Origin of the sequence: Promicromonospora sp. MS192 (assembly GCF_049532985.1) — a bacterium.
GTDB lineage: Bacteria > Actinomycetota > Actinomycetes > Actinomycetales > Cellulomonadaceae > Promicromonospora.
In genome coordinates this window covers 2,199,051-2,225,453 of the sequence record NZ_CP186693.1, presented here as the reverse complement: position 1 = coordinate 2,225,453, position 26,403 = coordinate 2,199,051, and the positions used below count along the sequence as shown (strand labels likewise).

The following is a 26,403-nucleotide window of genomic DNA, read 5'->3' as shown; positions in this document are numbered from 1 at the left end:
ACCACCATGGCTGTCACGCAGCCCGCCGGTGCCGGGACGACCCCGCGCCGCCGGCTCGACAAGAGTCACTACCTGTACATCGCGGTGATCGTGGCCGTCGTGGCCGGTGTCGTCGTGGGCCTGGCCTCCCCGGACACCGGAGTGGCGCTGAAGCCGCTCGGCGAGGGGTTCGTCGCGCTGATCAAGATGATGATCTCGCCGGTCATCTTCTGCACCATCGTGCTGGGCATCGGCTCGATCGCGAAGGCCGCGACGGTGGGCCGGGTCGGCGGGCTGGCCCTGCTGTACTTCCTCGTGATGTCCACGTTCGCGCTGTTCATCGGCCTGGTCGTCGGCAACGTGCTGCACCCGGGCGAGGGCCTGAACATCGCCGACGCCAGCTACGAGGCCGACGGCGAGGCCGAGGGTCTGGTCGACTTCGTGCTCGGCATCATCCCCACCACGCTGGTCTCGCCGCTGACCGGGGAGTCCGTGCTGCAGACGCTGTTCGTGGCGCTGCTCGTCGGGTTCGCGATCCAGCAGCTCGGTGCGCGCGGCAAGCCTGCGCTCGACGCGATCCGGATGATCCAGGCCATCGTGTTCCGCGTGCTGACGATGATCCTGTGGGTGGCCCCGGTGGGCGCGTTCGGCGCCATCGCCGGCGTGGTCGGCGAGACCGGCTGGGGCGCCGTCGTCGCGCTCGGCACGCTGATGCTCGGGTTCTACCTGACCTGCATCGTGTTCATCGCCGTGGTGCTGGGCGCCGTGCTCTGGTTCGTGGCCCGCGTGAACATCTTCTCGCTCATGAAGTACCTGGCGCGCGAGTACCTGCTCATCGTCAGCACGTCGTCGTCCGAGGCGGCCCTGCCGCGCCTCATCGCCAAGATGGAGCACCTGGGCGTGTCCAAGCCGGTGGTCGGCATCACCGTGCCGACCGGGTACTCGTTCAACCTGGACGGCACGGCGATCTACCTGACCATGGCGTCGCTGTTCATCGCCTCGGCCATGGGCACCCCGCTGTCGATCCCCGAGCAGATCGGCATGCTCGCCTTCATGATCATCGCCTCCAAGGGTGCCGCCGGGGTCACCGGCGCCGGCCTGGCCACGCTCGCGGGCGGCCTGCAGACCTACCGGCCCGACCTGGTCGACGGCGTGGGCATCGTGGTGGGCATCGACCGCTTCATGTCCGAGGCCCGTGCGCTGACCAACTTCACCGGCAACGCCGTGGCGACGGTGATCATCGGCACCTGGACCAAGGAGATCGACCGCGACCGCGTGGACCAGGTGCTGGCCGGCGCGCTGCCGTTCGACGAGGCCGCGGCAGCCGACCTGCACGGCCCGGAGGACGCGGCCGACGGCGAGGCCGGCGCTCCGGGCGCCGCCCGCGACGCCGACGAGGCGGGCCGCACGGGCGGCGCGCGCGCCAAGGTGGCCGAGCCCACCGGCGTCTGACCTCACGGACCGACGACGGCCGGGGCGCTCTGGGGGTGCCCCGGCCGCCGTCTGAACGGGTCCGCCGCCGGCAGGTGGTCGCGCATGCTCCCCGGTCTCCGGGCGTGCGCGGTCGCCGGCCGGGGGCGGACCTTCGTCGTCTCCCGGGACCGCTGTGCGGGAATATATGGACGGCGCGTGCACTTCTGTGCTTATATGGACGCACAGTCCACATCGAGACCAGGGAGCACCTCATGAGCACCACCGACACCAGCACCCGCGTCGCCCTCGTGACGGGCGGGTCCGGCGGCATCGGCCGCGCCGTCGTCGAACGGCTCGCTGCCGACGGGTTCGCCGTCGCCGTCCACTACGCCGGCAACCAGGCCCGGGCCGACGAGGTCGTCGCGACCGTCCAGGCCTCCGGCGGCCAGGCGCTCGCCGTCGGCGGGGACGTGGCCGACGAGACCGCGATGGCCGCCGCGTTCGACGCGACCGAGGCGGCGTTCGGCGGCGTCGACGTCGTCGTCAACACGGCCGGGATCATGATCCTGGGCCCGGTCGTGAGCTTCGACCTGGCCGACCTCGACCGCATGCACCGCACCAACATCCGGGGCACGTTCGTCGTCTCCCAGCTGGCCGCGGACCGGCTGCGGGCCGGGGGCGCGCTGATCAACTTCTCGACGTCGGTGGTCCGGACGCAGTTCCCCGGGTACGCCGCCTACGTGGCCAGCAAGGCCGCCGTCGAGGGCATGACGCTGATCCTGGCGCGCGAGCTGCGCGGCAAGGACGTCACCGTCAACGTGGTGGCCCCTGGCCCCACGGCCACCCCGCTCTTCCTGGACGGCAAGGACGAGCAGACCATCCAGAACCTGGCGAACGCCGTGCCGCTCGAGCGCCTCGGCCAGCCCGAGGACATCGCCGAGACGGTCGCGTTCCTGGCCGGGCCCGCGCGGTGGGTCAACGGGCAGGTCATCTACACCAACGGGGGGATGGCATGAGCACCGTCGTCATCACCGGGGCGTCCAGCGGGTTCGGCGCCCTCACGGCCCGGACGCTCGCCTCGGCGGGTCACACCGTCTACGCCGGCATGCGCGAGACCGAGGGGCGCAACGCGCCGCAGGTCGCGGCCGCGCGGACCTGGGCCGCGGAGCACGACGCGGACCTGCGGCCGGTCGAACTCGACGTGAGCTCGCAGGAGTCCGTGGACCGCGCCGTGGAGCGGATCGAGGCCGAGCACGGGCAGGTGGACGTGCTGGTCCACAACGCCGGGCACATGGTCGTCGGCCCGGCCGAGGCCTTCACGCCGGAACAGCTCGCCCAGCTCTACGACGTCAACGTGCTCTCGACCCAGCGCGTGAACCGCGCGGTGCTGCCCGGTATGCGTCGCCGCGGCGCGGGGCTCGTGATCTGGGTGTCCAGCTCCAGCGTCAAGGGCGGCACCCCGCCGTACCTGGCGCCGTACTTCGCCGCGAAGGCAGGCATGGACTCCCTCGCGGTGTCCTACGCCGCGGAGCTGGCCCGCTGGGGTGTCGAGACGTCGATCGTGGTCCCCGGCGCGTTCACGAGCGGCACCAACCACTTCGCGCACGCGGGGCACCCCGCCGACGCGGCGGTGGAGGCCGACTACGAGACCCGGTACGCCGGGCTGATGGGCCAGGTCGCGGACAAGCTCGCCGCACTGGCGCCCGACGCCGACGTCTCGCTCGTCTCCGACGAGATCGCCCGCATCGTGGCGCTGCCCGCCGGGCAGCGACCGTACCGCGTGCACATCGACCCGGCGGACGACGGCTCCGAAGCGGTCTCGGACCTCGCCGACCGCACCCGCCGCGAGTTCCTCGACCGTGTCGGTCTGGCCGACCTGCTGACGGTCGCGGGCGGCGGCGCGGGGGGTGCCGGTGCCGCCGGGTGATCGGCCGGCCTGGCGCACACCTATGCTGGCGGGCGTCCAGGGTGCAGCAGCGGGGGATCACAGGAGCGCACATGACTGACCAGCCGACGGCGGCCGCCGTCGACCAGCCGCCCGCCCGTAGCCGTGGCCGCGGGCGGCGGCCCGCCGACGAGGTGCGCGGCGACGTGCTGCGCGCCGTCGGCGAGCTGTTGCTGGCCGAGGGCATCGCCGACCTGACGTTCGAGCGCGTCGCCCGCGTCGCCGGGGTCAGCAAGACCACGCTCTACAAGTGGTGGCCCTCCAGGGGTGCGCTCGCCCTGGACGGCTACTTCCACGCCGTCGAGCAGACGCTCGCGTTCCCGGACACCGGCGACATCCGCGTGGACCTGCGTGACCAGCTCCGGGCGTTCGTGCACCTGATGACCGCGACGCCCGCGGGTCGCATCCTCACGGAGCTCATCGGGCAGGCGCAGACCGACCAGGACCTCGCCGTCGCCTACCGCACGCTGTACTCGTCCGAGCGCCGCCGTCTCGCGGCCGAGCGGCTGCGGGCGGCGCAGGAGGCGGGGCAGGTCCGGGACGATGTCGACGTGCAGGTGGTGGTCGACCAGCTCTGGGGCGCCGTCTACCACCGGCTGCTCGTCCCGGACGAGCCGGTCACCGAGTCGTTCGCCGACGCCCTGGTGAGCAACCTCCTGCTCGGCATAGCCGACCCCCGGCCCGCGTCCCGCTGAGTGCGGGGTCTCGGGGCGCCCCGACGGATGCCCAGCACTCGGCGCGCGGGTGTCGTCGCACCGCTCTCGACGTGCGGCGCCGCGGCCTGGTGTTAACATCGCCATATGGCGATGACAGAGGCTGTAGGCGATGAATTGGGCGGTGGGTTGGGTGACGAGTCGGTCGTGGAGTCGCCGGCGGCGTCCGCGGACCTGTTCCACGCGTTCGCGGACCCGTCACGGCTCGTGATCCTGCAGCACCTGCGGCTGGGTGAGCACCGGGTCGTGGACCTGACCGGTCACCTGGGGCTCGCGCAGTCGACCGTCTCGAAACATCTCGCCTGCCTGCGTGACTGCGGTCTGGTCGAGTCCCGGCCGCAGGGCCGGGCATCGGTCTACTCGTTGGCCCACCCGGAGCGGATGCTCGACGTGCTGGCCGCGGCCGAGCGGCTGCTCGCGCTGACGGGAGCCCCGGCGGGTGCCCACGACCACGGCACCGAGGACGAGAGGTAGCGGACCATGGCCGACCACCACCACGGCGCGCACGGGCACGCGCACGGCGCCGCGGGCGAGGAGGGCAACCGCCGCCGGCTCGCCGTCGCGTTCGGGATCACGGCTGCGGTGTTCCTGGCCCAGGCCGTCGGTGCGGTGCTGACCGGCAGCCTCGCGCTGCTGGTCGACACCGCGCACATGCTGACCGACGTCGCGGGGCTGGCCATCGCGCTGTTCGCCGCCTCGCTCGCCCTGCGCCCGCCCTCGCCGCGGCGGACCTGGGGCTTCCGGCGGGCCGAGATCCTCGCGGCGCTCGCCCAGGCCGCCGTGCTCCTCGCCGTCGGCGTGTACGCGCTCGTCGAGGGGGTGAGCCGCCTCGTCGGGCCGGCCGAGGCGCCGGGGCCGGGGCTGCTGGTGTTCGGCGTCGTGGGCCTGGCGGGCAACGTCGTGGCCCTGCTGGTGCTGGCGGGGGGCAGGTCGGCGTCGCTCAACCTGCGTGCCGCATTCCTGGAGGTCGTGAACGACGCGCTGGGTTCGGTCGCGGTGATCGTCGCCGCGGTGGTCATCGCGACCACCGGGTGGCAGCGGGCCGACGCCGTCGCGGGGCTCGTCATCGCCGTCCTGATCCTGCCCCGGGCCGTGCGGCTCCTGGTGGAGTCGGCGAACGTGCTGCTGGAGGCCACGCCGCCCGGCATCGACCTGGAGCAGGTGCGCGCCCGGCTGCTGGAGGTGGAGAACGTCGAGTCCGTGCACGACCTGCACGCGTCGCTGGTCGCCACCGGCCTGCCCACCATCAGTGCGCACGTCGTGGTGCGGGACGCCTGCTTCCGGGACGGGCACGCGCCGCCCGTGCTCGACGCGCTCCAGCGGTGCGTGGCCACCCAGTTCGACGTGTCCGTGGAGCACTCGACCTTCCAGCTCGAACCCGCCGAGCACGCCCGGCACGAGGCGCCGACGCACGCGTGAGGAGGCGGTGCCTCAGCCGGGCCGGCCGTCTTCGTGGCGGCCGTCCGGCGGGCCGCACAGGCGCTCGACCAGGTAGCGCCAGCCCGACTCGAACCGCTCGGTGCCCCGCGCCAGGTCCGGGCCCGCGACGAGCTGGAGCAGCAGCGGCCCGTCGAGCGCGTACGTGAGCTGTGCGGCCAGCACGTCGACGTCCGCGCCCGCCGGGGCCGCCTCGCGCAGCAGCACCCGGAGATGGATCTCGGTCAGGGGTGGCCTCCGCTCGGCCGAGCCGCGGCCGTCGATCGTCGCGCGCGCGACGGCCCGGTGCTCGGCGAGAAAGCGGATGCGGGCCGTGCCGTAGGCGATCAGCCGGTCGACCGGGGGTGCGCCCGGGCCGAGCGGGGGCGGCCCGCTGAGCACCTGCTGCTGCAGGTCGCGCTCGGCGTCGTCGAGGACGGCCTGGAAGATCCCCGCGCGGCTGCCGAAGCGCCGGAACACCGTGCCCTTGCCGAGCCCCGACCGTTCGGCGAGCAGGTCCATGGTGAGGCACTCGGGGCCCGCCTCCGCCAGCAGCTCCCGTGCCGTGGCGAGCAGCACCTGCCGGTTGCGCGCGGCGTCGGCGCGCTCGGGCTGCGGTGTGCCCCACGTCATGGGTGTGCTCATGGGCGGATGCTATCGCCGGAGCGCTAACCGGGGTAAAGTCCGGTTAAGTTTCCGCCGGGTGGCCGGCGGGCGGACGAGGAGGACGACATGGCAGACATGAACACTCAGATCATCGAGGCGTTCCGGGCGAACGCGGGCGTGCTGGGCGCCGACGTCGCCGGAGGGCACTTCCTGGGCAAGCGCCTCGTGCTGCTGCACCACGTCGGGCGCGTCAGCGGCACGGAGCGGATCACGCCGCTGGTGGCCGCGACCGACGGCGACGCCTATCTGGTCGTCGGGTCGATGGGTGGCGCGCCGAAGGACCCGGCCTGGGTCGCGAACGTCGAGGACGGCCCCGCCGAGGTGACCATCGAGGTGGGGGACCGGACCCTGCGCGCGAAGGCGGACGTCGTCCGCCCCGGGGACACCGAGTGGGAGCGCCTGTACGGCCTCTGGGCGGAGTACTGGCCGGACGCCAAGGAGTACGAGACCCACACCGACCGCAAGTTCCCGGTGATCCGGCTGGAGCCGGTGGCCTGAGGCTGCCTGCTCCTCACCGCGGCTCCAGCGACCGGAGGAACTGCCGGACGCGCGCCGCCATCTCCCCGGGCACCTCGCCGACCGTGAAGTGGCCGCCCTCGACGAGCCGGTCGAACGTGCGCAGGTCGAGGTAGTGACGGCGCGCGAGCGACTCGGGGTAGTCCGCCTCGTGCCGCTGGACGAGCACGGCCGCGGGCACGGTCGTCGGCGGGATCGGTCCCGGCTGGTCGGCGCCCTCGTAGTACGGCCGGAACGACGACGCGATCGTCCGGGTGACCCAGTAGATGGTGGCCTCGGTGAGGATGCGGTCGCGCGAGATGCGGCGCTCCACCGCGCGTGGGTCACCCGGCGGCGTGTCGCTCCACTCGACGAGCTTCTCGGTCAGCCAGGCCAGCAGGCCGGCCGGGGAGTCGTCGAGAGCCGTCGCCAGCGTGTCGGGCCGGGTGGCCTGGACGTGCCCGTAGGCGCCGTCGGCCGTGTGCCGCGCGGCGATCCGGGCGAAGAAGTCGCGGACCGCCCGGTCGTCGTCGGCCGCCCGCTCCTGCGGGGTGGGGAAGTGCGCGTGGGTGGCGACGATGCCCGCCACGTGCTCCGGGTACCGTGCCGCGACGAGGTCGCTGACGTTCGCGGTCACGTCCTCGCCGTAGGTGACGTACCGCCCGTAGCCCAGCACGTCGGTCATCAGCGCGTGCATCGTGGCCGCGAGCCGCGTCTCCGTCATCGCCCCCTTCGCGTAGGGCGAGGAGAACGCGAAGCCGGGCAGGCTCGCCACGACCACGTGGACGTCGGGCAGGAGGTCGGCGAAGTCGAGCTGGAGCGCGAACGTGTGCGGCCACCCGTGCATCACGAGCAGCGCGGGGGCGTCCGCCCGGTCCGAGCGGCGGTGGACGAAGTGCAGGTCGACGTCGTCGATCCGTGCCGTGAACTGCGGGTGCTCGTTGAGCCACGCCTCCCGCGCCCGCCAGTCCCAGCCGATCCAGTGCTCCACCAGCTCGCGCAGGTAGCCGGCCGTCATGCCCGACGGCGGCCGCCGTGGCGAGTCGTCGGGGATGCGGCTGCGGGCCAGGCGCTCGCGCAGGTCGGTCAGGACGTCGTCCGGGACGTCGATCGTGAAGGGCCGTGGCTCGCTCATGGGACGACCGTAGGCGCCGCCACTGACATCCCGGCTCCTGGGCCGGTCCAGGAGCCGGACCGTCGCCCGCGGGCGACGGTCCGCTCGTCCCGTGCGGCGCCGCCCGCCGTGCAGGTCGCCGGAACGACCTGCACGGCGGGTGCCGGGATCAGCCGGCGGGCGGGAGCACCAGGGTGCGGACCGGTTCCGCGTTGCCCGCGCGGTCGGTCGCGGTGAACTCGATGACCTGGGGCTCGTCGGACAGCGCCCGCGTGAACGGTTCCCGGAACGTGGCCCAGAACGTGTCGGGTCCCTTCCAGCGGATGCTGTCCACGCCGGAGACGTCGTCGGCGGCCGTCAGGTTGATCTCGACGCCGCGGGCGCCCAGGCGCCGGACGGCCGCGGTGGTCACCGGCGGTGCGGTGTCGACGCTCACCTCGCGGACGACGTGCCGCTCGCGTCCGTCGCGGTCGGTCGCCCGCGCCCGCACGGTGTGCACGCCGTCGCCCACGACCAGCGGTTCCGCCCCCGCCGGGGTCCAGGGCGCGTCGCCGACCCGGGTCTCGACCGTGGGCTCCCCGGCGTCGGCGCGGGCCGTCACGGTGAGCTCGGCCGGCCGGCGGTACCAGCCCGTGACGGCGGGGGTCGTGGCCGCGACGAGGTCGACGCGGGGAGCGGACCCGGCGCGAGCCGTGGTCCGCAGGTCCGCCTGCGCCTCGGCGAGGAACGCAGCCTCGGCCGCCGTGTCCGTGACCTCGCCGACGGACGAGCGGACGGCGGCCTCCAGGACGGCCTCCGCCTCGGCGGCGCCGAGCAGCCCGAGGTCCACGAACTCGCGGGTGGTGCGCAGCACCGCCCGGAGCAGGCCGGCCCGGGAGGCGAAGCCGCCGTCCGACCAGAGCACGTCGAGGAAGGTACGGCCGTCCTCGCGCGCGACGTTCGGTACGTCGGTGCGTGCCCCGGCGAACGCGATGCGGGCGTCCGCGCGGCGCAGGTACATGTGGTAGCGGGCGTCGGACCCGGACCACGCCGGTTCCAGGACCAGGTCGCCCAGCCGCCACGTGCCGTCGCCGACCGGGTCCAGCGGGGCGTCGAGGGTCCCGTCCAGACGCCGCCACGTCGCGGCGGACAGCGGCAACCAGGTCGTGGCCTCGCTGCGTGCCAGCAGCACGGTCGGCCCGAGCTCCAGGGTGACCAGCGACGGGTCGTCCGGCGCGGGCACCTCGCGCAGGGCCAGCGGCAGGGCGATCTCGACCACCGTGCCGGGGGTCCAGTCGCGCCGCAGCACGACGTACCCGCCCTCGGCCCGGACGGGCTGCGCCTCGCCGTCGACGCGCACGCCGAACCCGGCCTGGTCCGGCACGCGCAGGCGCAGGCGCAGCTCGAGGTCGCCGGTCGCGTCGACCGTGATCCGGCTGGTGCCCTCCAGCGGGTAGGCGGTCTCCTGGACCACCCGCACGTCCTGCTCGGCCCAGTCCAGCGCCGAGGCCACGTACAGGTTGACCCAGAGCGTGCGCGCGGCGCCCGGCACGGACCGGAAGTACACCGAGTCCTGGTACTTGACGTGGTTCTCCAGCCCCGTGCCGCCGCAGCACGTGCCCACGTTGTCGTACTCGCGCAGGGCTCCCGGGTGGACCGGGAACATGTAGGTGACCTCGGGGGAGTCGTCGGAGTCGGCGTCCCGCCGCGAGCCGAGCACCTGGTTGGTGACGGCCCGCTCGTGGTACGCGGCGTACCGCGCGTCACCGGTGCGCTCGAACAGCGCGCGGGCGAGCTTGAGCATGTTGTAGGCCACGCAGGTCTCGGCGTTGCGGGTGCCGATGTCGCGGGCCACGGCGCCGGCCGGTCCCCACAGCTCGTTCTCGCCCGAGCCGCCGTGGGCGAACGTGCGGCCGGGCACGAGCATGTCCCAGACGTGGACGACGGCGTCGCGGTAGCGCGCCTCGCCCGTCAGGTCGTGCAGGGCCAGGTAGCCCAGGAGCGTGGCGGCGTGCTGGTTGGCGTGCATGCCGTCCAGCACGTCCCGGCCCTCGGCGGCGGCGTCCAGCAGGGAGTCCAGGTCGAACAGGCGGGCCGTCCCGACGAAGATCTCCTCGCCGGTGCGGACCGCGAGCTCGCACAGCACCTCGTTCATGCCGCCCGCCTCGCCCGCGATGTACAGGGCCCACATGGCGGCGCGCTGCTCGGCCGGCAGCACGGAGAGCCGGCCGTGCACCCAGCGCCCCATCGCCGCCGCCACCTCCAGCGCGGTGGCCGAGCCCGTGTGCCGGTGCGCGTCGAGCAGGCCCGCCATGATCTTGTGGCACGTGTAGTACGGCGCCCAGATCTCGCCGTAGGGAGCGAGGTGCTCCAGGCGGGAGAACTGCCACTCGCCGTACGCGGCCAGGAACCCCGGGTGGCTGTACCGGCCGGTGGCCGCGAGCGCCTCCTGGACCTCCCGCAGCCCCTCGACCATCTCGTCGACCTTGGCACGCAGCTCGGCGCGCACGACGTCGTCGTCCGCACCGCCCGCCGCCATCGCCAGCATCGACAGGAAGTGGCCGGCGTAGTGACCGCGCAGCAGGTTGGCCGTGGGCGCGGCCTCGCGGCCGGGGTAGTCGTCGGGGCCCCACGCCTCCTCGTCGGCGTGGCCGAAGTCCTCCCAGCCGCCCGGCGGCAGTGCGCCGCGGGTGTCCAGGCCGGCGTTGGCGCGGAAGACGGCGAGGAGCCGGTCGACGGGGTAGACGCGCGCCAGGTGCAGCACCTGGTCCCGGGCCCGCGTGAAGATCCCCTCGTGCAGCGCGACGGCGTCCAGGCCGAACGGTTCGGCCACCCGGGCGGGGACGGTGGGGCGGCTCGGGGCGGGGAGCACGGCCTCAGCCATCGCCGAGCCGTTCCGCGGTCCAGCGCTCGATGCCGGCGGCGTCGATCGGCAGCGCGTCCGAGAGCACCTCGGCGCCGTCGGCCGTGACGAGCAGGTCGTCCTCCAGGCGGACGCCGATGCCCCGCAGCTCGGGCGGCACGGTCTCGTCGTGGGCGTGGAAGTACAGGCCCGGCTCGACCGTCATCACCACCCCGGGGGCCAGGGGCGCGGCCTGGTAGGCGGCGTAGTCGGAGTGGGCGCAGTCGTGCACGTCCAGCCCCAGGTGGTGCCCGACACCGCAGACCAGCCAGCGCCGGTGCTGCTGCCCGCCGGGGGACAGGGCCTCGTCGACCGACACGTCCAGCAGCCCCCAGTCGTGCAGGCCCTGGGCGATCACCTCCATCGCGGCGAAGTGGAAGTCGAGGTACTCCACGCCCGGCCGGATCTGGGCCATGCCGGCGCGGTGCGCCTTCTCGACCAGGTCGTGCACCTGCCGCTGCACCGTGCTGAACGTGCCCGTCGGCGGCACGGTGCGCGTCACGTCCGCCGTGTACAGCGAGCTCGCCTCGACGCCCATGTCGAGCAGCAGCGGCATGTCGGGCAGCACGGGCCCGTCGCAGCGCACCCAGTGCAGGGTCGGGGCGTGCGGACCGGAGCCGACGATCGTCGAGTAGCCGGGGCCGTTGCCGAACGTGCGGGCGTGCCGGTCGAAGGTGCCCTGGAGCCAGCGTTCGCCCAGCCCGCCGATCGCGCGCGGCAGCTCGGCCACCACGGCCTCGAACCCGGTGACCGTGTGGTCCACGGCCTCCCGGAGCTGGGCGACCTCCCAGTCGTCCTTGATCATCCGCAGGTCGGACAGCGCGCGGGACAGGTCCTCCGACGGCTTCAGGCCGAACCGGCGCACCACGTCGGCGTCCACCGACGGCGTGGCGAGCGCCCCGCCCAGGCCCTCCAGGACGCCGTCCAGCGCGGACAGCGGCTCGACCGGGATGCCGAGCGCCTCGGCCCACGCGGCCAGGTCGGGCGACGGTCCCACCCAGAGCTCGCCGTACGCCGCGTTGCCGAAGAACGCGGGGTCGCCGGGCTTGGCGGGCGGCGGCAGGTAGAGCGTCGCGTCGTGGCCGCCGCCGACGGCACGCAGGACCAGCACGCCGGCCTCGGCCTGCGCACCCGTGAGCCACACGAAGTCGCTGTCGGCGCGGAAGCCGTACTGCACGTCCCCGTTGCGCAGGGCGGCACTGCCCGCGCCCACCACGACGTCGGCCGCGCCGATGCGCTCCGAGAGGCGCGCACGGTGCGCGGCCGCGGCCCCGGCCGCACCCGCGGGCAGCGGCACGACGACGTCGGGCGCTCCCCAGCCGCGTGCCATGTAGTCGTTGAAGCCGCCGCTCTCGACCAGGCGCGGCGCACGCGTGCCCGCGTACGGCGGGCGTTCCGGGTTCGTCATCGAATCTCTCCTCCTCGGTCGCGGACCAGCTCCCGCAGGCGCTCCAGCACCCGCCCGTCGCCGATCCCGTCGTGCTCGTACTCGTTGGTGACCCACGCCTGCGCCGACCCGACCCGCGAGAGCGTGTCGAGCTGCAGGCCGCAGTCCACGAACATGTCGTCGTGGTAGACGACGGCCGCCAGGGGCACCTCGTTGGCCGCCAGACGGTCCAGGTCGTACAGCGGCGACCACTCCTGGCGCGCCGCCAGCTCGTGCACCGCACCCGCGAACGGGCGCAGCAGGCGGATCTCGTCGAACATCCACGGGAACGCCATCTCGCCCGTGAACAGCAGCGGACGCCGGTCCGGACCGAACTCCGGGCGCCGGTCGCGCTCGGCCTGCGCCGCCCAGCCCGTGGGGCCGCCCACGCCGTGCCCGTAGATCGACTCCTGCAGCGTCCAGAACAGGGGGCCGTCGGCCTGCGCCGTGCGCACCATCGCCTCCTGCAGGAACCCCGCCGAGAGCCGGCCCGGCGCGGCGAACGCCTTCTCGACGAACCAGTGCAGGCGCTCCGGCCCCGGCTTCATGCCCAGGTCGATGCCCATGGACTGGAACCGGTGGACGGTCAGCACGTCGCCGTCCGGCAGCAGGACGTCGCCCTGCGCGAGCCGGTCCGCGATGGCGGCCACGGCCTCGACGTCGGCCGGGTAGCGCCGGTAGAACTCCGCGGTCCTGGCCGCCACCCGGCCGAACGTGCGGCGGTAGACCTCCGCGGCGTCGGGCGGCGTGCCCGGGATGCCGCCCGCCACGTAGCAGGCGCGCAGCGTCTCCGGGGCGAAGGACAGGTACGTCAGGGTGATCCAGCCGCCGAAGCTCTGCGCGAGCGTCGTCCACGGCCGCCCGCCGTACACCTGGTGGCGCACGTCCTCCAGGTCGGCCACGATCGAGTCGGCCCTGTGGCACGCCAGCAGGTCGGCCCCTGCGCGGGCGTCCAGCCCGGCCAGCGCCTCGCCGTCCAGCGGTGAGCTGCCGCCCGTGCCGCGCTGGTCCACCAGCACCACGCGGTGGTCGCGCAGCGCCACGTCCAGCCAGCCGTCCCGGCGCAGCGGCCGCGGGTTGGCCCCGCCCGGCCCGCCCTGCAGGTACACCAGCAGGGGCAGGTCCTCGTCGCGCCGCGTCGGGTCCACCAGCTCGCGGACCAGCAACGACACCTCCCCGCGCAGGCGGCCGCTCCGGTCCAGCGGCACGGCGAGGCGGCGCTCGCGGACGCCGATGCCGGGCAGCAGGTACGTGGTCCAGGCGGCGCTCATCGGGCCCCCTCCGCGGCGAGCGCCGCGTTGCGCCGCCGCTGAGCCTCCCACTCGGGACGGATGCGGGGCACGGCGTCGAGCAGCTTGCGCGTGTACTCGTGCCGCGGGCTGTCGAAGACGGCGTCCCGGTCGCCCTGCTCGACGATGCGGCCCTGCGTCATCACCGCGACCCGGGTGGCGATCTGTCGCACCACCGCCAGGTCGTGCGCGATGAAGATGTAGGTCAGGCCCTCTTCCCGCTGCAGGTCGCGCAGCAGGTTGATGACCTGCGCCTGGACGGAGACGTCCAGGGCCGAGACGGCCTCGTCGCACACGACGACGCGCGGCCCGACGGCGAGCGCACGGGCGATGCCGATGCGCTGCGCCTGCCCGCCGGAGAACTGCGCCGGGTACTTCTGCGAGTGGTCCGGGTCCAGCCCCACCCGCTCCATGAGCGACCGGGTGAACGCGCGGGCCCCGCCGGGAATGCTGCGCTGCTGGTAGACCAGGGGAGCGGTGACGATGCGCTCCACGGTGTGCCGCGGGTTGAGCGACGAGAACGGGTCCTGGAAGACCACCTGCACGTCGCTGCGGAACCGGCGCAGGTCGGCCCGGCCCAGCCGGGTCACGTCCTCGCCGTCGAGCTCCACGGTGCCCGAGGTGGCGTCCAGCAGCCGGGCGGCCAGCCGCGCCGTCGTCGACTTGCCCGAGCCCGACTCGCCCACCAGGGCGAGCGTGTCGCCCGGGTGGATCTCGAAGCTCACGTCGTCCACGGCCCGGAAGGTGTCCGGACGGCGCAACAGCCCGCCCGTGCCCAGGACGGGGAACTCCTTGACGAGGTGGGTGGCTCTCAGCAGGGGGGTGCTCATGCGGCACCTCCGTCCTTCTCGTTCGGTGCGCTCGTGACCGCCCGCAGCTCGCCGATCTCGTCGTCGATGCGCGGCACGGCGTCGAGCAGCGCCCGGGTGTAGGGGTGCCGGGGGTCGGTGAAGATCTGCTCGACCGCACCGCGCTCGACGCACTCGCCGTCCTTCATGACGACGATGTGGTCGGTGACCTCGCTGACCACGGCCAGGTCGTGCGTGATCAGCACCAGGCCGGTGCCGGTCTCGCGCCGGATCTCCTGCAGCAGGTCGAGGATCTGCGCCTGCACGGTGACGTCGAGCGCCGTGGTGGGCTCGTCGGCGATGAGCAGCTCGGGCTCGGTGCTCAGGGCCATGGCGATCATGACGCGCTGGCGCATGCCGCCGGAGAACTGGTGCGGGTAGTGGTCCACGCGCCGGGCGGCGTCGTGGATGTGCACGCGTTCCAGCGCCTCGATCGCGACCCGCCGAGCCACGCGCCGCGTGGTGCCGGGGCGGTGCGCCCGGTAGGCCTCCTCGATCTGGAGGCCCACCGTGTAGTAGGGGTTGAGGGAGGAGAGCGGGTCCTGGAAGACCATTGCGACGCGGTCACCCCGCACCCGGCGCAGCCCGGCCTCGGACATCCCGACGAGCTCCTGGTCGCCCAGCAGCACGCTTCCCGTGCGGCGTGCGGCGCGGGGCAGCAGGCCCATGATCGCCAGGCTGGTCATGGACTTGCCGGAACCGGACTCGCCCACGATGCCCAGCGCACCGCCGGGCTCCAGGTCCAGGTCGAGGGAGCGGACGGCGTCGAGCGGCCCGCGCGGGGTGGGGAAGGTGACCGTGAGGTCACGGACCGTCAGCAGGCTCATGCGTTCACCCGCACTCTCGGGTCGATGGCGGTGTACACGACGTCGACCACGATGTTGCCGACCACGACGAGGAACCCGGCCAGCAGGGTGACGCCCATGATCACCGGCTGGTCGTTGCGGGCGATGGAGTCGGCGGCCATCTTGCCCACGCCGTTGATGCCGAAGACGGTCTCGGTGATGAGCGCCCCGCCGAGCAGGCCGGCGAAGTCCATCCCGAAGATCGTGACGATCGGCGTCAGCGCCGGGCGCAGGGCGTGCCTGCGCCAGACCAGCGGCTGGGCCAGGCCCTTGGCGTAGGCCGTGCGCACGTAGTTCTCACGCAGCACGTCGAGCACGTTGGCCCGGGTGAGCCGCGTGTAGGACGCCGCGTAGCCGACGGCGAGGACGATCCACGGCATGACGAAGTTCGCGAACCACTGCCCGGGGTCGTCGAGGAACGCGACGGCCTGCGGGAACGGCAGCCACTGCAGCTGGACCACCAGCACGTACTGCAGCACGAGCGCGAGCACGTAGTTGGGGATGGACATGCTGGTCAGCGTCAGGCCGGTGGTGAACCGGTCGAGGAACGTGCCCTCCTTGACGGCACTGAGCAGGCCGCCGGCCAGCCCGGCGAGCAGCCACAGCACGGCGGCGCCGACGGCGATGGTCGCCGAGACGGGCAGCCGCTGCACGATCATGTCCCACACGGCCTGGCTGGACTGGAACGAGTAGCCGAGGCACGGCGCGGCGCACTCGATGGCGCCCGCGCCCTCACCGTAGGTGCGGCCCGCGAAGATGCCGACGACGAAGTGGAAGAACTGCGTCCAGAACGGCTGGTCCAGCCCGAGGTTGCCGCGGATCTGGTCGATGACCTCGGGCGTGCAGTTCTTGCCGCAGATCTGCACGGCGGGGTCGGGAGAGAGGGCGAAGAACACCACGAACGTGAACAGGCACACCAGCAGCAGGACGCCGAGGCCCGAGGAGACCCGGGTCAGCAGGAATCTGGGCATCAGCGACCCTCCTGGGCGTCGACGACGGCGCGCAGGCGGTCGCCGAGCACGGTGAACGAGAGCACGAGCAGGAACAGGCACGCGCCGGGGAAGACGAAGTACGCGGGGTCGACGGCGTACCACTTCACGGACGCGGCGATCATCTGGCCCCAGCTCGGCGCGGGCGGCACCACGCCGACGCCGAGGAACGACAGCCCGGCCTCGGTGCCGATGTAGCCGGGCACGGCGAGCGTGGCCATGACGATGATGGTGGAGCGCAGGTTGGGCAGGATCTCGCGGAACACGATCCGCGTACCGCTGGCCCCGGCCGCCCGGGCCGCCTCGACGAACTCGCGCTGCGCCAGGGACATGGTCTGCCCGCGCACGATGCGCGCCAGGTAGGGCCAGCCGAACACGGAGATGACCACGACCAGGAGCGTGGACCGGTTGCTCGCCGGCAGGGCCGACAGCACGGCGATCATGAAGATCAGCGCCGGGAAGGCCATGAGGAAGTCCATGACGCGCGAGATCACCAGGTCGACCCGGCCGCCGAAGTACCCGGCCACGAGCCCGAGCGAGACGCCCAGCACCGTGGTCAGCACGGTGGCGGACAGCGCGATGCTCATGGACACCCGCGCGCCGTAGACGATGCGGGCGAAGATGTCGCGGCCGCTGCCCGGTTCGACGCCGAACCAGTGCTCGGCGCTGACCCCGCCCCAGGGGCCGATCGGCATGCCGCCGAGGTTGGGGTCGATCGCGGTCTGGTCGAACGCGTACGGCGTCCAGCCGCTGATCGAGGTGAGCACGGGTGCGAGGATCGCCACCAGGGTGACGAGCACGATGTAGCCGAGCCCGAGCATGGCGCCGACGTCGCGGCGCAGGGCCTGCCAGGTTCCGCCGGCACCCGCCCGGACGGCGCCGGCGGCTGCTGCCGCCGGCGCCTCGGGGGTGGCGTCGGTCCCGGCCTCGACGGGCTTCGCCGTCGTGAGATCGGTCGGGGAGGACGTCATGGATCAGCCCTTCTCAGGGTCCTTGAGACCGACGCCGACGTAGTCGATGCCGCCGGTCGCCGCGTTCGCCGAGGAGAACAGGCCGGTCACGTTCTCGCCAGGGAGTGACACGGTCCTGGCGACCATGAGCGGCACGATCGGGGCCAGCTCGAGGATCTGCTCGTCGAGGTCGCCCCACTCCTTGTTGGCGGCGTCGATGTCGGTCATCGCCTTGATCTCGTCGATCCGGGCGTTGACGTCCGCGTCGTTCAGCTGGGCGAGGTTCGAGTTGCCCTTCTCGTAGATGTTCCGGCCGTCGAACAGCGGCGGGATGAAGGTGGCCGCCGAGGAGGCCCAGTCCGGGCACCAGCCGGTGATGGCGGCGTCGTGCTGCTGCGACGGGGTGCCGATGGTCTCGTAGTAGGTGGCGGTGTCGATGAGGTTGAGCTCGACCGTGATGCCGATGCGCTCCAGCGCCTGCTGGACCGCCTCGCCCTGGGCCTGCATGGACTCCTGGGCGCGGATGTCGAGCGTCAGGGTGAACCCGTCGGACAGCCCGGCCTCGTCCAGCAGCTTCTGCGCGGCCTCGACGTCGCCCGTGCCGTCCGCGGACGGGTACAGGTCGAAGTCCTTGTGACCGGCCACGGTCTTGGGCAGGATCGTCGTGGACGGCTCGCCGAGCTGCGTGCCGCCGCTCGCGTTGACGATGGCGTTGCGGTCGATGGCGTAGCTGATGGCCTGGCGCACCCGGACGTCGTCGAGCGGCTTCTTGGTGGTGTTCAGACCCATGTACGTGGTGCAGATGCCCGGCAGCTGCAGCGTGCGCTCCTTGAGCTGCGGCGTCTGCAGGCGGGGGAGCGTGGCGGGCTGGACGGTGCCGGCGATCGCGTTGACGTCCGCCCCCTGCCCGGCGATCAGGCGCTCGTCGATGGTGGCCGGGTCCAGGCCGATGGTGAACTCCCAGGCGTCCGGCTTGGCTGCGCGCACCTCGTCGGTGGCCGGGTCCCAGTTCTCGTTGCGCTCGAGCTTGATGGTGCTGCCCGGCACGTACTCGGCGAGCTGGTAGGGGCCCGAGGCGATGATCTCGTGGATGAACTCGTCCCCGGCGCCGGTGCCCTCCGGGAACGGCGTGGCGTTCACCTGGGAGAGCACGGCGTCGAACTCGGGGAACGGCTCCTTGAGGTGGAAGACGATCGTCTTCTCGTCCGGGGTCTCGATGGTCGGCAGGTCGCCGGTGCGGTACGGGCCCTCGTAGCGCTCGGGGGCGTCGATGACCTGCTTGAGGTACGGGGAGCCGATGCCGATCTCCGGGTCCCAGGCGCGGGAGATGCCGAACTTCACCTCGGCCGAGGTGATGGGGTCGCCGTTGCCGAACTTCAGCCCGTCCTTGAGCGTGTACGTCCAGGTCAGGCCGTCCTCGGACACCTCACCGAGGGACTCGGCGAGGTCCGGGACGATCTCGGTCGGGTTGTCCGACGAGCCCGGAGCGGAGGTCGTGAGCTGGCGGTAGACGAGCCGGTAGAAGTTGTTCACGCCGCCGTCCCAGCCGCGGGCCGGGTCGAGGTAGGAGAAGTCGGCGTTCTGCAGCACGTGGACGGTTCCGCCCGTGGCGGGCTCGGCCGTGAACCCGCCGCCCCCGGAGGAGGCGTTCTGGCTGCTGCCGCCGCCGCACGCGGCGAGCGTGAGAGTCGTGACGACGGCGATGGCTGCTGTCGCGATCCGATGGTGCTTCACGGTGTGGCCTCTCGATCGGTGACTTGCGTCGGGTGGTCGTACGGGTAGGGCCCGGGCGCGGCGGGGTCGTCGTCGACCCGACCCGCCTTCGATATGTGATGCGTGATATGTTACTGAGATGAAGCGGTGCTGTCGACGGGGTGAATGTAAACGTCGCGTTTCGGCGAAATAACGCGGGTTCTGGCGGGCGAAAGACCGGCGAGCCGGGCTGCGCTCAGGTACCCTCTGGCGGCGTTGACGACGAGTTCTCCGTCGTGTGTAATATTCTACTGTCGTAGCCCGACCCCTGGAGAGCACCATGAGCTCAGCATCATCGACCCCCTCGGTCCGTCGTCTCGCGCCGGTCGCGAGCCTGCGCGAGCAGGTGCACCGTGCCCTCGTGGCGGCGATCGTCGCCGGCGAGCTGGAGCCCGGTGAGCTGGTCTCGGTGCCCACGTTGGCCGCGCGGTTCGACGTGTCCGCGACGCCGGTCCGGGAGGCCGTGCTCGACCTCGAGCGGCGCGGGTTCCTGGAGGCGGTGCGCAACAAGGGATTCCGCGTCACGCGGGTGAGCGACCAGACGCTGCGGCACGTCGCCGCGGTCCGGCTCGTGATCGAGCCGGTCTGGATGGAACGGCTCGCCAGGTCGTTCCCCGTGGCGCAGCTCGGGGAGTTCCGTGCGCTCGCCGACGAGATCGTCGAGGGCGCACGGACGGGCGACCTCGTCGCCTATCTGCAGGCCGACCAGGCGTTCCACCTGCGGCTGATGGGTCTGCTGGGCAACCCGGTGGCCGGCGAGATCGTGGCCGACCTGCGGGACCGGGCGCGGCTGCTGGGGCTGTCCACGATGGTCGCCAGCGGCACCCTGGCCAGCTCCGCGCAGGAGCACCACGAGCTGCTCGACCTGCTCGCGGCCGGCGACGGCCCGGGCGCCAAGGCGCTCATGGAGCGGCACATCGGGCACTCGCTCGGCACGTGGGCGGGCAAGCCCGAGGACTGAGCGGGAGCGCCCGGCACGCGGCGCGGCGGACAGCGGGCCCGGCGACGGCGGGGCCCGGGACAGCAGCGTGTGACAGCAGCAACTGACAGCAGGAATCTGACAGCAGCCATCTGACAGCAGCCATGAGGCGGACAGGGCGACCGGGCTGCCGGTCGACAGAGGAGGGGTGGACGTGACCGCGGACGTGGTGATCGTCGGCGCCGGGATCGTGGGCGCCGCGTGCGCCCGGTCCCTCGCCCGGGCCGGGGCACGGGTGACCGTGCTCGACCGGGGCGCGGCGGCGTCGGCCACCAGTGCGCACGGCGAGGGCAACCTGCTGGTCTCGGACAAGGGCCCCGGCGCGGAGCTGGAGCTGGCCCGGGTGTCGCTGCGGCGCTGGGCGGAGCTGGCCGGCGAGCTCGCGGACGAGCTCGGGCCCCGGTTCCCGTCGGTCGAGCACGAGGCCAAGGGCGGCCTGGTCGTGGTCACCTCCGGCGACGGCCTGGACGGGCTGCGGACCTTCGCGAGCGCGCAGCGCGCGGCCGGCGTCGAGGCGGTGGAGCTCACCCCCGGGCAGGCTCGGGAGCTGGAGCCCGACCTCGCCCCCGGCGTCGTCGGAGCGGTGCACTACCCGCAGGACGCACAGGTGCAGCCCGTGGCCGCGGCGGAGGCGCTGCTCGCCTCCGCGCGCCGGGCGGGAGCCGTGGTCCGCACGGGGGTCGAGGTGACCGGCCCGCTGCTCGACGGCGGCCGCCTGACCGGGGTCAGCACCACGCAGGGTGACGTTCCCGCCGGCGACGTGGTCGTGGCGGCCGGTCCGTGGTCGGGTGACGTCGCGCGGCGGCTCGGCTCGTGGCTGCCGGTGCGGCCCCGCCGCGGCATGGTGCTCGTGACCACGCCGATGCGGCAGCGCATCCGGCACAAGGTGTACGACGGCGACTACTTCGCCGCCACGCAGTCCGCGGGCGCCGAGCTGCAGACCTCCGCGGTGGTCGAGTCCACGCAGGGCGGGACGGTGCTGATCGGGTCGAGCCGCGAGCAGGTGGGCTTCGACGACCGGCTGCGCGCCGAGGTCCTGGCCCAGATGGCTCGGCGCGCGGTCGCGGTGTTCCCGTTCCTCGCCCGGACCGGCGTCATGCGCACCTACCTCGGTTTCCGGCCGTACATGCCCGACCACCTGCCCGTGATCGGCGCGGACCCGGCCCTGGCCGGGCTCTGGTTCGCGACCGGCCACGAGGGGGCGGGCGTCGGCCTGGCTCCCGCTACCGGCGACCTGCTGGCCGCCGCGCTGCTGGGGTTCGCGCCCGCCGTGGACCCGCGCCCGTACGCGGCCGGCCGGCCCGCGCTCGACGCGCTGCGCCCCGGCGCGCCGGAGAACGACCACGAGGGAGCACGACCATGACGTCACGCCGGATACCACCCGGTGCCGACCCGGTGCGGCCGGGCCCGGACCAGCCGCTGACCGTCTGGGTCGACGGCGAGGCCGTCACCGGCACCGCCGGGCAGACCGTGGCCGGCGTGCTGCTCGGTGCCGGACGGCGCCAGTGGCGCACGACCGGCGGGGAGGGGGCGCCGCGCGGCGTGTTCTGCGGCATAGGCGTCTGCTTCGACTGCCTCGTGGAGGTCAACGGCCTGCGGGACGTGCGGGCCTGCCTGCGCCGGGCGCAGGACGGCGACGTCGTGGTGCGGCAGGGCGGCCCGGCGGACCGGCCGGAGGGGGAGCGGTGAGCGCGCGGCACGTCGTCGTCGTGGGCGCGGGTCCTGCGGGGCTCGCCGCCGCGCGGGCCGCCGCGGACGCCGGCGCCCGGGTCACGCTGCTCGACGCCGCCGACGTGCTCGGCGGCCAGTACTGGCGGCACCTGCCCGCCGTCCGCCCGGCCGGGCGGGAGCAGGTGCTGCACCACCGGTGGGGCACCTACCGCGCGCTGAGCGAGGGCCTGCTCGCGCACCCGGCCGTCACGGTGCTGCCGTCGGCGCAGGTGTGGTCCCTGGAGCGGCTCGATCACGGCGTGCGCCTCAACGTCCTCGTCGGCGAGCCGGACGGCGCGGGCCGCGAGGCCGTGCCGTTGGAGCCCGACGCCCTGGTGCTGGCCACCGGTGCCCACGACCGGACCCTCCCGTTCCCGGGCTGGCAGCTCCCCGGCGTGTACACGGCGGGGGCGGCGCAGGCGCTGGCCAAGGGGGAGCGGGTCGCCGTCGGGCGCCGGGTCGTGGTGGCCGGGGCCGGGCCGTTCCTGCTGCCCGTCGCCTCGTCGCTGCTGCGTACCGGGGCCCGCGTGCTGGGGGTGCACGAGGCGAGCCGGACCGGCGCCCTCGCGCGCTGGCTGGACCGGCCCTGGGAGCTGCTCGGGGCGGCCGGCAAGGCCGGTGAGCTCGCCGGGTACGTCCGCGAGCTGGCGGCGCACCGCGTGCCCTGGCGCCCCGGCGAGGCCGTGGTGGCCGCGCACGGGGACGGTCAGGTCGAGGCGGTCACCGTCGCACGGCTGGATGCGCGCTGGGCACCCGTCCCCGGCACCGAACGGCAGGTCGCGGCCGACGCCGTGGCCGTGAGCCACGGGTTCACGCCGCGCCTGGAGCTGGCGATCGCCGCCGGATGCGATCTGACGCCCGGCCGGTTCGTGGTGGTCGACGCCGCGCAGGCCACGTCCGTACCCGGCGTGTGGGCCGCGGGCGAGATCACGGGCATCGGCGGGGCGGACGCCGCACTCGCGGAGGGCACCGTGGCCGGGACGGCGGCGGCCGGGGACGACCTCGGGTCGGTCGCTGCTGCCCGCGCGGTGCGCGCCCGGGACCGGGCGCGCGGCTTCGCGGCCCGGATCGAGGCCGCCCACGGCATCCGCGGCGGGTGGGTCCGCTGGCTGCGCGACGACACCGTCGTCTGCCGCTGCGAGGAGACCACCTACGGCCGCGTGCGCGAGGTGGTCGACCTGACCGGCTCGCGCGAGGCCCGCTCCGTCAAGCTCACCAGCCGCGCCGGGCTCGGCCCGTGCCAGGCCCGCACGTGCGGCCGCACGCTCCAGGAGCTGCTCGGCGACGCCGGGGCCGCGCCCGGCGTCGACCGGCGTCCCCTCGTCGTGCCGGTCCGGCTCGGCGACCTCGCGGCCCTGCCCGCACCACCGACCTCTTCTTCCGACAGCATCACAACCACAGGAGACCTCCCATGAACCAGCGCTTCGACCTCGGCGGCGTCATCGTCGCCACCACGCTCGCCTTCACGCCCGACGAGTCGGCGCCGGCGGGCCTCGCCGTCGACCACGAGAAGTTCGCCGCACACTGCGAGTTCCTCATCGACAACGGCTGCCGCGGCGTGGGCCCGAACGGGTCGCTCGGCGAGTACTCCTCCCTCACCGACGACGAGCGTCGCCGGGTCATCCAGACCGCCGTGCAGGCCGTGAACGGGCGCGGGCTCGTCGTGGCCGGCGTGCACGGCGTCGGCTCGCACCAGGCCAGGCACTGGGCCGAGCTCGCCGCCGAGGACGGCGCCGACGGCGTGCTCCTGCTGCCCCCCACGATCTACCGGGCCAACCGGTCCGAGGTGATCGCCCACTACGCCGCGGTCAACGAGGTGGGCCTGCCGATCATGGTCTACAACAACCCGATCGACACCAAGGTCGACCTGACGCCCGACATCCTGGCCGAGCTCGCGCAGCTCGAGAACGTCGTGGCCGTCAAGGAGTTCTCCGGCGACGTGCGGCGGGTCCTGGAGATCAAGGAGCTCGCCCCCGACCTCGACGTCATCGCCGGGGCCGACGACCTGCTGTTCGAGTCGCTGGTCGCGGGCGCCGTCGGCTGGTTCGCCGGGTACCCCAACGCGTTCCCGCGCGAGGCCGTCGAGATCTACGACCTGGTCACCGCGGGCCGGATCGACGAGGCACGCGAGCTGTACCGCCACCTCGTGCCCGTGTTCCGCTGGGACTCGCGCACCGAGTTCGTGCAGGCCATCAAGCACTCGATCGACATCGCCGGGCAGAGCTACGGTGGGCCCACCCGCCCGCCGCGCGGCCCGCTGTCCGCGGAGCACGAGGCACAGGTGCGCAAGGACACCGAGGCCGCGCTCAGCTACATCGCCTCGCGCTGACCGGGCCGGGCCGAGCACAGGGAGGCGCCATGCGCAGCAGCAGGACCATCACCGCCGTCGACTCGCACACCGAGGGCATGCCCACGCGCGTCGTCACCGGCGGCGTGGGGCTCATCCCCGGCGAGACCATGAACGACCGCCGGCTGTACTTCATGGAGCACATGGACGAGCTGCGGCAGTTCCTCATGAACGAGCCGCGGGGGCACGCCGCGATGAGCGGCGCCATCCTGCAGCCGCCCGCCCGGCCCGACTGCGACTGGGGCGTGGTCTACATCGAGGTGTCCGGCTGCCTGCCCATGTGCGGGCACGGCACCATCGGTGTGGCCACCGTGCTGGTCGAGACAGGCATGGTGGACGTGGTCGAGCCGGTCACCGAGATCCGGCTCGACACGCCCGCCGGGCTGGTGGTCGCGAAGGTCGCCGTCAGCGACGGCCACGCGGACGCCGTGACCATCGAGAACGTGCCCAGCTTCGTCACCGCGCTGGACCAGGAGGTCGAGGTGCCCGGCTACGGCACCGTGCCCTACTCGATGGCGTTCGGCGGCAACTTCTACGCCCTGGTCGACCTCGACGACCTCAAGCTGCCCTTCGACCGCGAGCGCCAGCAGGACCTGCTGTCCGCCGGGCTCGCGATCATGGACGCCATCAACGAGACCGCCATGCCGAGGCACCCGGAGCTCGACGGGGTCGAGGGCTGCCACCACGTCGAGCTCATCGCCCCCGGTTCGGACGCGACGCTGTCCCGGCACGCCATGGCCATCCACCCCGGCTGGTTCGACCGGTCGCCGTGCGGCACCGGGACCTCGGCCCGCATGGCCGAGCTGTGGGCGCGCGGTGAGCTGGCGCTGGGGACCGACTTCGTCAACGAGTCGTTCATCGGCAGCCGGTTCGTCGGGCGCCTGGTGGGGGAGACCACGGTCGCCGGCCTGCCCGCCGTCCTGCCCACCATCACCGGGCGCGCCTGGGTGACCGGCACCGCGAACTACCTGCTCGACCCGAGCGACCCGTTCCCCACCGGGTTCGTCTTCTGACCCGTCCCGGAGCCGGGCGCCGACCCCGCCCGGCCGCCGGACCGCACCACCTGAGCCCGACCGAGAACCGCTGAGGAGCCGACACCCATGACCGCCACCACGGCACCCGACCTCGCCGTCGACGACGTCGCCCGCCTCGCCGCCGAGGCGTTCACCGCGCTGTCCGAGGCGCCGCCCGAGGTCCGCGCGGGAGCCCTGCGCGCTGCCGCCGCGACGCTCGGCGACCACGCCGACGAGCTGGTCGCGATCGCCCAGGAGGAGACCGGCCTCGCCGAGGCCCGGCTGCGCGGCGAGCTCACCCGCACCCGGGTGCAGCTACGGCTGTTCGCGCACGTCGTGGCCGACGGCGCCTACCTCGACGTGCGCCTCGACGAGGCCGACCCCGACTTCGTGCTCGGCCCCCGCCCGGACCTGCGCCGCAGCCTGTGGCCGGTGGGCCCCGTGCTCAACTTCGCGGCCAGCAACTTCCCGTTCGCGTTCTCCGTGGCCGGCGGGGACACGGCGGCGGCGCTCGCGGCGGGCTGCCCGGTGATCGTCAAGGCGCACCCGGGTCACCCCCGGTTGTCGGAGCGGGTCGCAGAGCTCGTGGCCGGCGCGCTGGTCGAGGCCGGCCTGCCGGAGGGCACGCTCCAGCTCGTCACGGGCCAGGACGCCGGCGTGGCGCTGCTGGAGCACCCGGCGGTGCGGGCCGCGGCCTTCACCGGGTCCCAGCGCGTGGGGCAGCTCCTGGCCGCGCGGGCGGCCGCCCGGCCCGACCCGGTCCCGTTCTTCGGCGAGCTGGGCAGCGTCAACCCAGTGCTCGTCTCGGCAGCGGCGCTGGAGGAGCGCGGTGGCGAGCTGCTGGCCGGGTACGTCGCCAGCGTCTCCGGATCGGCCGGGCAGCTCTGCACCAAGCCGGGCTTCCTGCTCGTCCCGGAGGGCACGGCCTACGACGACGCCGTGGTCGCCGCCGCCGCGGACGTCGCCGAGCACCGGCTGCTCAACCCGTCGATCGCGGACGGGTACGAGCGGCGCGTCTCCGAGGTCCTGGGGGTGGACGGGGTCCGCGTGGTGCGCCCCGGCGGGTTCCGGCGGGACACCGATGGCCAGGGGTGGGCGACGCCGACGTTCGTCTCCGTGCCGCTGGACGTGCTGCGGACGGCCGGGCCGGCGCTGCTGGACGAGGTGTTCGGGCCGTTCTCCGTCATCGTCGAGTACCCGCGCGGCACCGACCTGGCCGCCGTCGTCGGCGAGCTGTTCCCGGGCAACCTGACGCTGACCCTGCACCTCGGTGCGGGGGAGACGCGCGCGGACCTGTCGGTGCTCGTGGCCCGGCTCGGCGAGCACGCCGGGCGCGTGCTGCTGGGCGGCTGGCCCACGGGTGTCGCGGTGACCCCCGCGATGCAGCACGGCGGGCCGTGGCCCGCGACGACCATGGACGGCACGTCGGTCGGCACCGCCGCGATCGCTCGCTTCCTGCGCGGTGTCACGTTCCAGGACGCCCCGCAGGCCCTGCTGCCGCCGCCGCTGCGCGACGACAACCCCTGGGGCGTGCCCCGCACGGTGTCACCGCGAGGGGCGTCGGCACAGTGGTGAGCACGGCGGCTCGCTGAGGGGCGGTCCAGCTCGGCAGGTTGCGGTGTGCGCTGCGCCG

Annotated in this window: 24 protein-coding genes; 14 read left to right on the top strand and 10 right to left on the bottom strand. The window is 73.8% G+C overall.

The features are described from left to right. Positions 1-6: 6 nt before the first annotated feature. The 6 genes from ACO229_RS09975 to ACO229_RS09950 all read left to right on the top strand — a co-directional run bounded on the left by ACO229_RS09975 (position 7) and on the right by ACO229_RS09950 (position 5,469). Positions 7-1,431 (top strand): cation:dicarboxylate symporter family transporter, encoded by a 1,425-nt coding sequence (locus ACO229_RS09975; RefSeq protein WP_423464773.1) that lies wholly within the window; start codon positions 7-9, stop codon positions 1,429-1,431. Positions 1,432-1,664: 233 nt separating this feature from the next. Next, positions 1,665-2,408, top strand: a complete 744-nt coding sequence (locus ACO229_RS09970) for an SDR family oxidoreductase (RefSeq protein ID WP_423464772.1) — start codon at positions 1,665-1,667, stop codon at positions 2,406-2,408. Further along, on the top strand, positions 2,405-3,319 hold the full coding sequence (locus tag ACO229_RS09965; RefSeq protein WP_423464771.1) for an SDR family oxidoreductase: 915 nt from the start codon (positions 2,405-2,407) through the stop codon (positions 3,317-3,319). The genes ACO229_RS09970 and ACO229_RS09965 overlap by 4 nt, the downstream gene beginning before the upstream one ends. Before the next feature lie 71 nt (positions 3,320-3,390). Then, positions 3,391-4,032 carry a TetR/AcrR family transcriptional regulator gene (locus tag ACO229_RS09960; RefSeq protein ID WP_423464770.1) on the top strand — a complete coding sequence of 214 codons (642 nt, stop codon included), beginning with the start codon at positions 3,391-3,393 and terminating at the stop codon, positions 4,030-4,032. Positions 4,033-4,197: 165 nt separating this feature from the next. Next, a complete protein-coding gene (locus tag ACO229_RS09955) occupies positions 4,198-4,524 on the top strand; it encodes an ArsR/SmtB family transcription factor (RefSeq protein ID WP_423464769.1) in 327 nt (108 codons plus the stop codon). Positions 4,525-4,530: 6 nt separating this feature from the next. Then, positions 4,531-5,469 (top strand): cation diffusion facilitator family transporter, encoded by a 939-nt coding sequence (locus ACO229_RS09950; RefSeq protein WP_397414788.1) that lies wholly within the window; start codon positions 4,531-4,533, stop codon positions 5,467-5,469. A 12-nt stretch (positions 5,470-5,481) separates the two neighbouring features. On the opposite strand, the gene ACO229_RS09945 is transcribed toward ACO229_RS09950, so the two are convergent. Next, a complete protein-coding gene (locus ACO229_RS09945) occupies positions 5,482-6,111 on the bottom strand; it encodes a TetR/AcrR family transcriptional regulator (RefSeq protein ID WP_397414791.1) in 630 nt (209 codons plus the stop codon). 87 nt (positions 6,112-6,198) lie between these two features. Here ACO229_RS09945 and ACO229_RS09940 point away from each other — a divergent pair, with 87 nt between their 5' ends. After that, positions 6,199-6,630 carry a nitroreductase/quinone reductase family protein gene (locus ACO229_RS09940; protein WP_397414793.1) on the top strand — a complete coding sequence of 144 codons (432 nt, stop codon included), beginning with the start codon at positions 6,199-6,201 and terminating at the stop codon, positions 6,628-6,630. A 13-nt stretch (positions 6,631-6,643) separates the two neighbouring features. Here the strand turns inward: ACO229_RS09940 and ACO229_RS09935 are convergent, their stop codons facing one another. From ACO229_RS09935 to ACO229_RS09895, 9 genes are all read right to left on the bottom strand, one after another. After that, complete coding sequence (locus ACO229_RS09935; protein ID WP_397414795.1) at positions 6,644-7,762, bottom strand: epoxide hydrolase family protein; 1,119 nt, start codon at positions 7,760-7,762, stop codon at positions 6,644-6,646. Positions 7,763-7,910: 148 nt separating this feature from the next. Continuing rightward, positions 7,911-10,604, bottom strand: coding sequence for a beta-L-arabinofuranosidase domain-containing protein (locus ACO229_RS09930; protein WP_423464767.1), 2,694 nt, complete (start codon positions 10,602-10,604; stop codon positions 7,911-7,913). Beyond that, complete coding sequence (locus ACO229_RS09925; RefSeq protein WP_423464766.1) at positions 10,597-12,030, bottom strand: aminopeptidase P family protein; 1,434 nt, start codon at positions 12,028-12,030, stop codon at positions 10,597-10,599. Before ACO229_RS09925 ends, ACO229_RS09930 begins: the two co-directional genes overlap by 8 nt. After that, positions 12,027-13,319: an alpha/beta fold hydrolase gene (locus ACO229_RS09920; protein ID WP_423464765.1), complete on the bottom strand. Its 1,293-nt coding sequence runs from the start codon at positions 13,317-13,319 to the stop codon at positions 12,027-12,029. Before ACO229_RS09920 ends, ACO229_RS09925 begins: the two co-directional genes overlap by 4 nt. Next, positions 13,316-14,167 (bottom strand): ATP-binding cassette domain-containing protein, encoded by an 852-nt coding sequence (locus ACO229_RS09915; protein WP_423464764.1) that lies wholly within the window; start codon positions 14,165-14,167, stop codon positions 13,316-13,318. The genes ACO229_RS09920 and ACO229_RS09915 overlap by 4 nt, the downstream gene beginning before the upstream one ends. Continuing rightward, on the bottom strand, positions 14,164-15,012 hold the full coding sequence (locus ACO229_RS09910) for an ABC transporter ATP-binding protein (protein ID WP_397430150.1): 849 nt from the start codon (positions 15,010-15,012) through the stop codon (positions 14,164-14,166). The genes ACO229_RS09915 and ACO229_RS09910 overlap by 4 nt, the downstream gene beginning before the upstream one ends. Next, entirely contained in the window at positions 15,009-16,001 is a 993-nt protein-coding gene (locus tag ACO229_RS09905) for an ABC transporter permease (RefSeq protein WP_423464762.1), read from the bottom strand. Before ACO229_RS09905 ends, ACO229_RS09910 begins: the two co-directional genes overlap by 4 nt. Next, positions 16,001-16,990, bottom strand: coding sequence for an ABC transporter permease (locus tag ACO229_RS09900; protein WP_423464761.1), 990 nt, complete (start codon positions 16,988-16,990; stop codon positions 16,001-16,003). The genes ACO229_RS09905 and ACO229_RS09900 overlap by 1 nt, the downstream gene beginning before the upstream one ends. Before the next feature lie 3 nt (positions 16,991-16,993). Continuing rightward, positions 16,994-18,703 (bottom strand): ABC transporter substrate-binding protein, encoded by a 1,710-nt coding sequence (locus ACO229_RS09895; RefSeq protein WP_423464760.1) that lies wholly within the window; start codon positions 18,701-18,703, stop codon positions 16,994-16,996. Positions 18,704-19,001: 298 nt separating this feature from the next. Here ACO229_RS09895 and ACO229_RS09890 point away from each other — a divergent pair, with 298 nt between their 5' ends. From ACO229_RS09890 to ACO229_RS09860, 7 genes are all read left to right on the top strand, one after another. Next, positions 19,002-19,682, top strand: a complete 681-nt coding sequence (locus ACO229_RS09890) for a GntR family transcriptional regulator (protein ID WP_397414813.1) — start codon at positions 19,002-19,004, stop codon at positions 19,680-19,682. Between the two features lie 145 nt (positions 19,683-19,827). Next, positions 19,828-21,063, top strand: coding sequence for an NAD(P)/FAD-dependent oxidoreductase (locus ACO229_RS09885; RefSeq protein WP_423465285.1), 1,236 nt, complete (start codon positions 19,828-19,830; stop codon positions 21,061-21,063). After that, positions 21,060-21,389, top strand: a complete 330-nt coding sequence (locus tag ACO229_RS09880) for a (2Fe-2S)-binding protein (protein ID WP_397414817.1) — start codon at positions 21,060-21,062, stop codon at positions 21,387-21,389. Before ACO229_RS09885 ends, ACO229_RS09880 begins: the two co-directional genes overlap by 4 nt. Further along, positions 21,386-22,825, top strand: coding sequence for an FAD-dependent oxidoreductase (locus ACO229_RS09875; protein ID WP_423464758.1), 1,440 nt, complete (start codon positions 21,386-21,388; stop codon positions 22,823-22,825). Before ACO229_RS09880 ends, ACO229_RS09875 begins: the two co-directional genes overlap by 4 nt. Then, positions 22,822-23,739 (top strand): dihydrodipicolinate synthase family protein, encoded by a 918-nt coding sequence (locus tag ACO229_RS09870; RefSeq protein WP_423464757.1) that lies wholly within the window; start codon positions 22,822-22,824, stop codon positions 23,737-23,739. Before ACO229_RS09875 ends, ACO229_RS09870 begins: the two co-directional genes overlap by 4 nt. Positions 23,740-23,768: 29 nt before the next feature. Continuing rightward, a complete protein-coding gene (locus tag ACO229_RS09865; RefSeq protein WP_423464756.1) occupies positions 23,769-24,770 on the top strand; it encodes a proline racemase family protein in 1,002 nt (333 codons plus the stop codon). A gap of 87 nt (positions 24,771-24,857) precedes the next feature. Then, the gene (locus tag ACO229_RS09860) at positions 24,858-26,345 is read left to right on the top strand and encodes an aldehyde dehydrogenase family protein (RefSeq protein ID WP_423464755.1); all 1,488 of its coding nucleotides are present in this window, start codon (positions 24,858-24,860) and stop codon (positions 26,343-26,345) included. The last annotated feature ends 58 nt before the right edge of the window (positions 26,346-26,403 follow it).

Bases quoted from the DNA above. Each gene is read 5' to 3' on its own strand.
- ACO229_RS09975 (WP_423464773.1), top strand. From the start codon at position 7: ATGGCTGTCACGCAGCCCGCCGGTGCCGGGACGACCCCGCGCCGCCGG.
- ACO229_RS09970 (WP_423464772.1), top strand. From the start codon at position 1,665: ATGAGCACCACCGACACCAGCACCCGCGTCGCCCTCGTGACGGGCGGG.
- ACO229_RS09965 (WP_423464771.1), top strand. From the start codon at position 2,405: ATGAGCACCGTCGTCATCACCGGGGCGTCCAGCGGGTTCGGCGCCCTC.
- ACO229_RS09960 (WP_423464770.1), top strand. From the start codon at position 3,391: ATGACTGACCAGCCGACGGCGGCCGCCGTCGACCAGCCGCCCGCCCGT.
- ACO229_RS09950 (WP_397414788.1), top strand. From the start codon at position 4,531: ATGGCCGACCACCACCACGGCGCGCACGGGCACGCGCACGGCGCCGCG.
- ACO229_RS09945 (WP_397414791.1), bottom strand. From the start codon at position 6,111: ATGAGCACACCCATGACGTGGGGCACACCGCAGCCCGAGCGCGCCGAC.
- ACO229_RS09940 (WP_397414793.1), top strand. From the start codon at position 6,199: ATGGCAGACATGAACACTCAGATCATCGAGGCGTTCCGGGCGAACGCG.
- ACO229_RS09935 (WP_397414795.1), bottom strand. From the start codon at position 7,762: ATGAGCGAGCCACGGCCCTTCACGATCGACGTCCCGGACGACGTCCTG.
- ACO229_RS09930 (WP_423464767.1), bottom strand. From the start codon at position 10,604: ATGGCTGAGGCCGTGCTCCCCGCCCCGAGCCGCCCCACCGTCCCCGCC.
- ACO229_RS09925 (WP_423464766.1), bottom strand. From the start codon at position 12,030: ATGACGAACCCGGAACGCCCGCCGTACGCGGGCACGCGTGCGCCGCGC.
- ACO229_RS09920 (WP_423464765.1), bottom strand. From the start codon at position 13,319: ATGAGCGCCGCCTGGACCACGTACCTGCTGCCCGGCATCGGCGTCCGC.
- ACO229_RS09915 (WP_423464764.1), bottom strand. From the start codon at position 14,167: ATGAGCACCCCCCTGCTGAGAGCCACCCACCTCGTCAAGGAGTTCCCC.
- ACO229_RS09910 (WP_397430150.1), bottom strand. From the start codon at position 15,012: ATGAGCCTGCTGACGGTCCGTGACCTCACGGTCACCTTCCCCACCCCG.
- ACO229_RS09905 (WP_423464762.1), bottom strand. From the start codon at position 16,001: ATGCCCAGATTCCTGCTGACCCGGGTCTCCTCGGGCCTCGGCGTCCTG.
- ACO229_RS09900 (WP_423464761.1), bottom strand. From the start codon at position 16,990: ATGACGTCCTCCCCGACCGATCTCACGACGGCGAAGCCCGTCGAGGCC.
- ACO229_RS09890 (WP_397414813.1), top strand. From the start codon at position 19,002: ATGAGCTCAGCATCATCGACCCCCTCGGTCCGTCGTCTCGCGCCGGTC.
- ACO229_RS09880 (WP_397414817.1), top strand. From the start codon at position 21,060: ATGACGTCACGCCGGATACCACCCGGTGCCGACCCGGTGCGGCCGGGC.
- ACO229_RS09870 (WP_423464757.1), top strand. From the start codon at position 22,822: ATGAACCAGCGCTTCGACCTCGGCGGCGTCATCGTCGCCACCACGCTC.
- ACO229_RS09865 (WP_423464756.1), top strand. From the start codon at position 23,769: ATGCGCAGCAGCAGGACCATCACCGCCGTCGACTCGCACACCGAGGGC.
- ACO229_RS09860 (WP_423464755.1), top strand. From the start codon at position 24,858: ATGACCGCCACCACGGCACCCGACCTCGCCGTCGACGACGTCGCCCGC.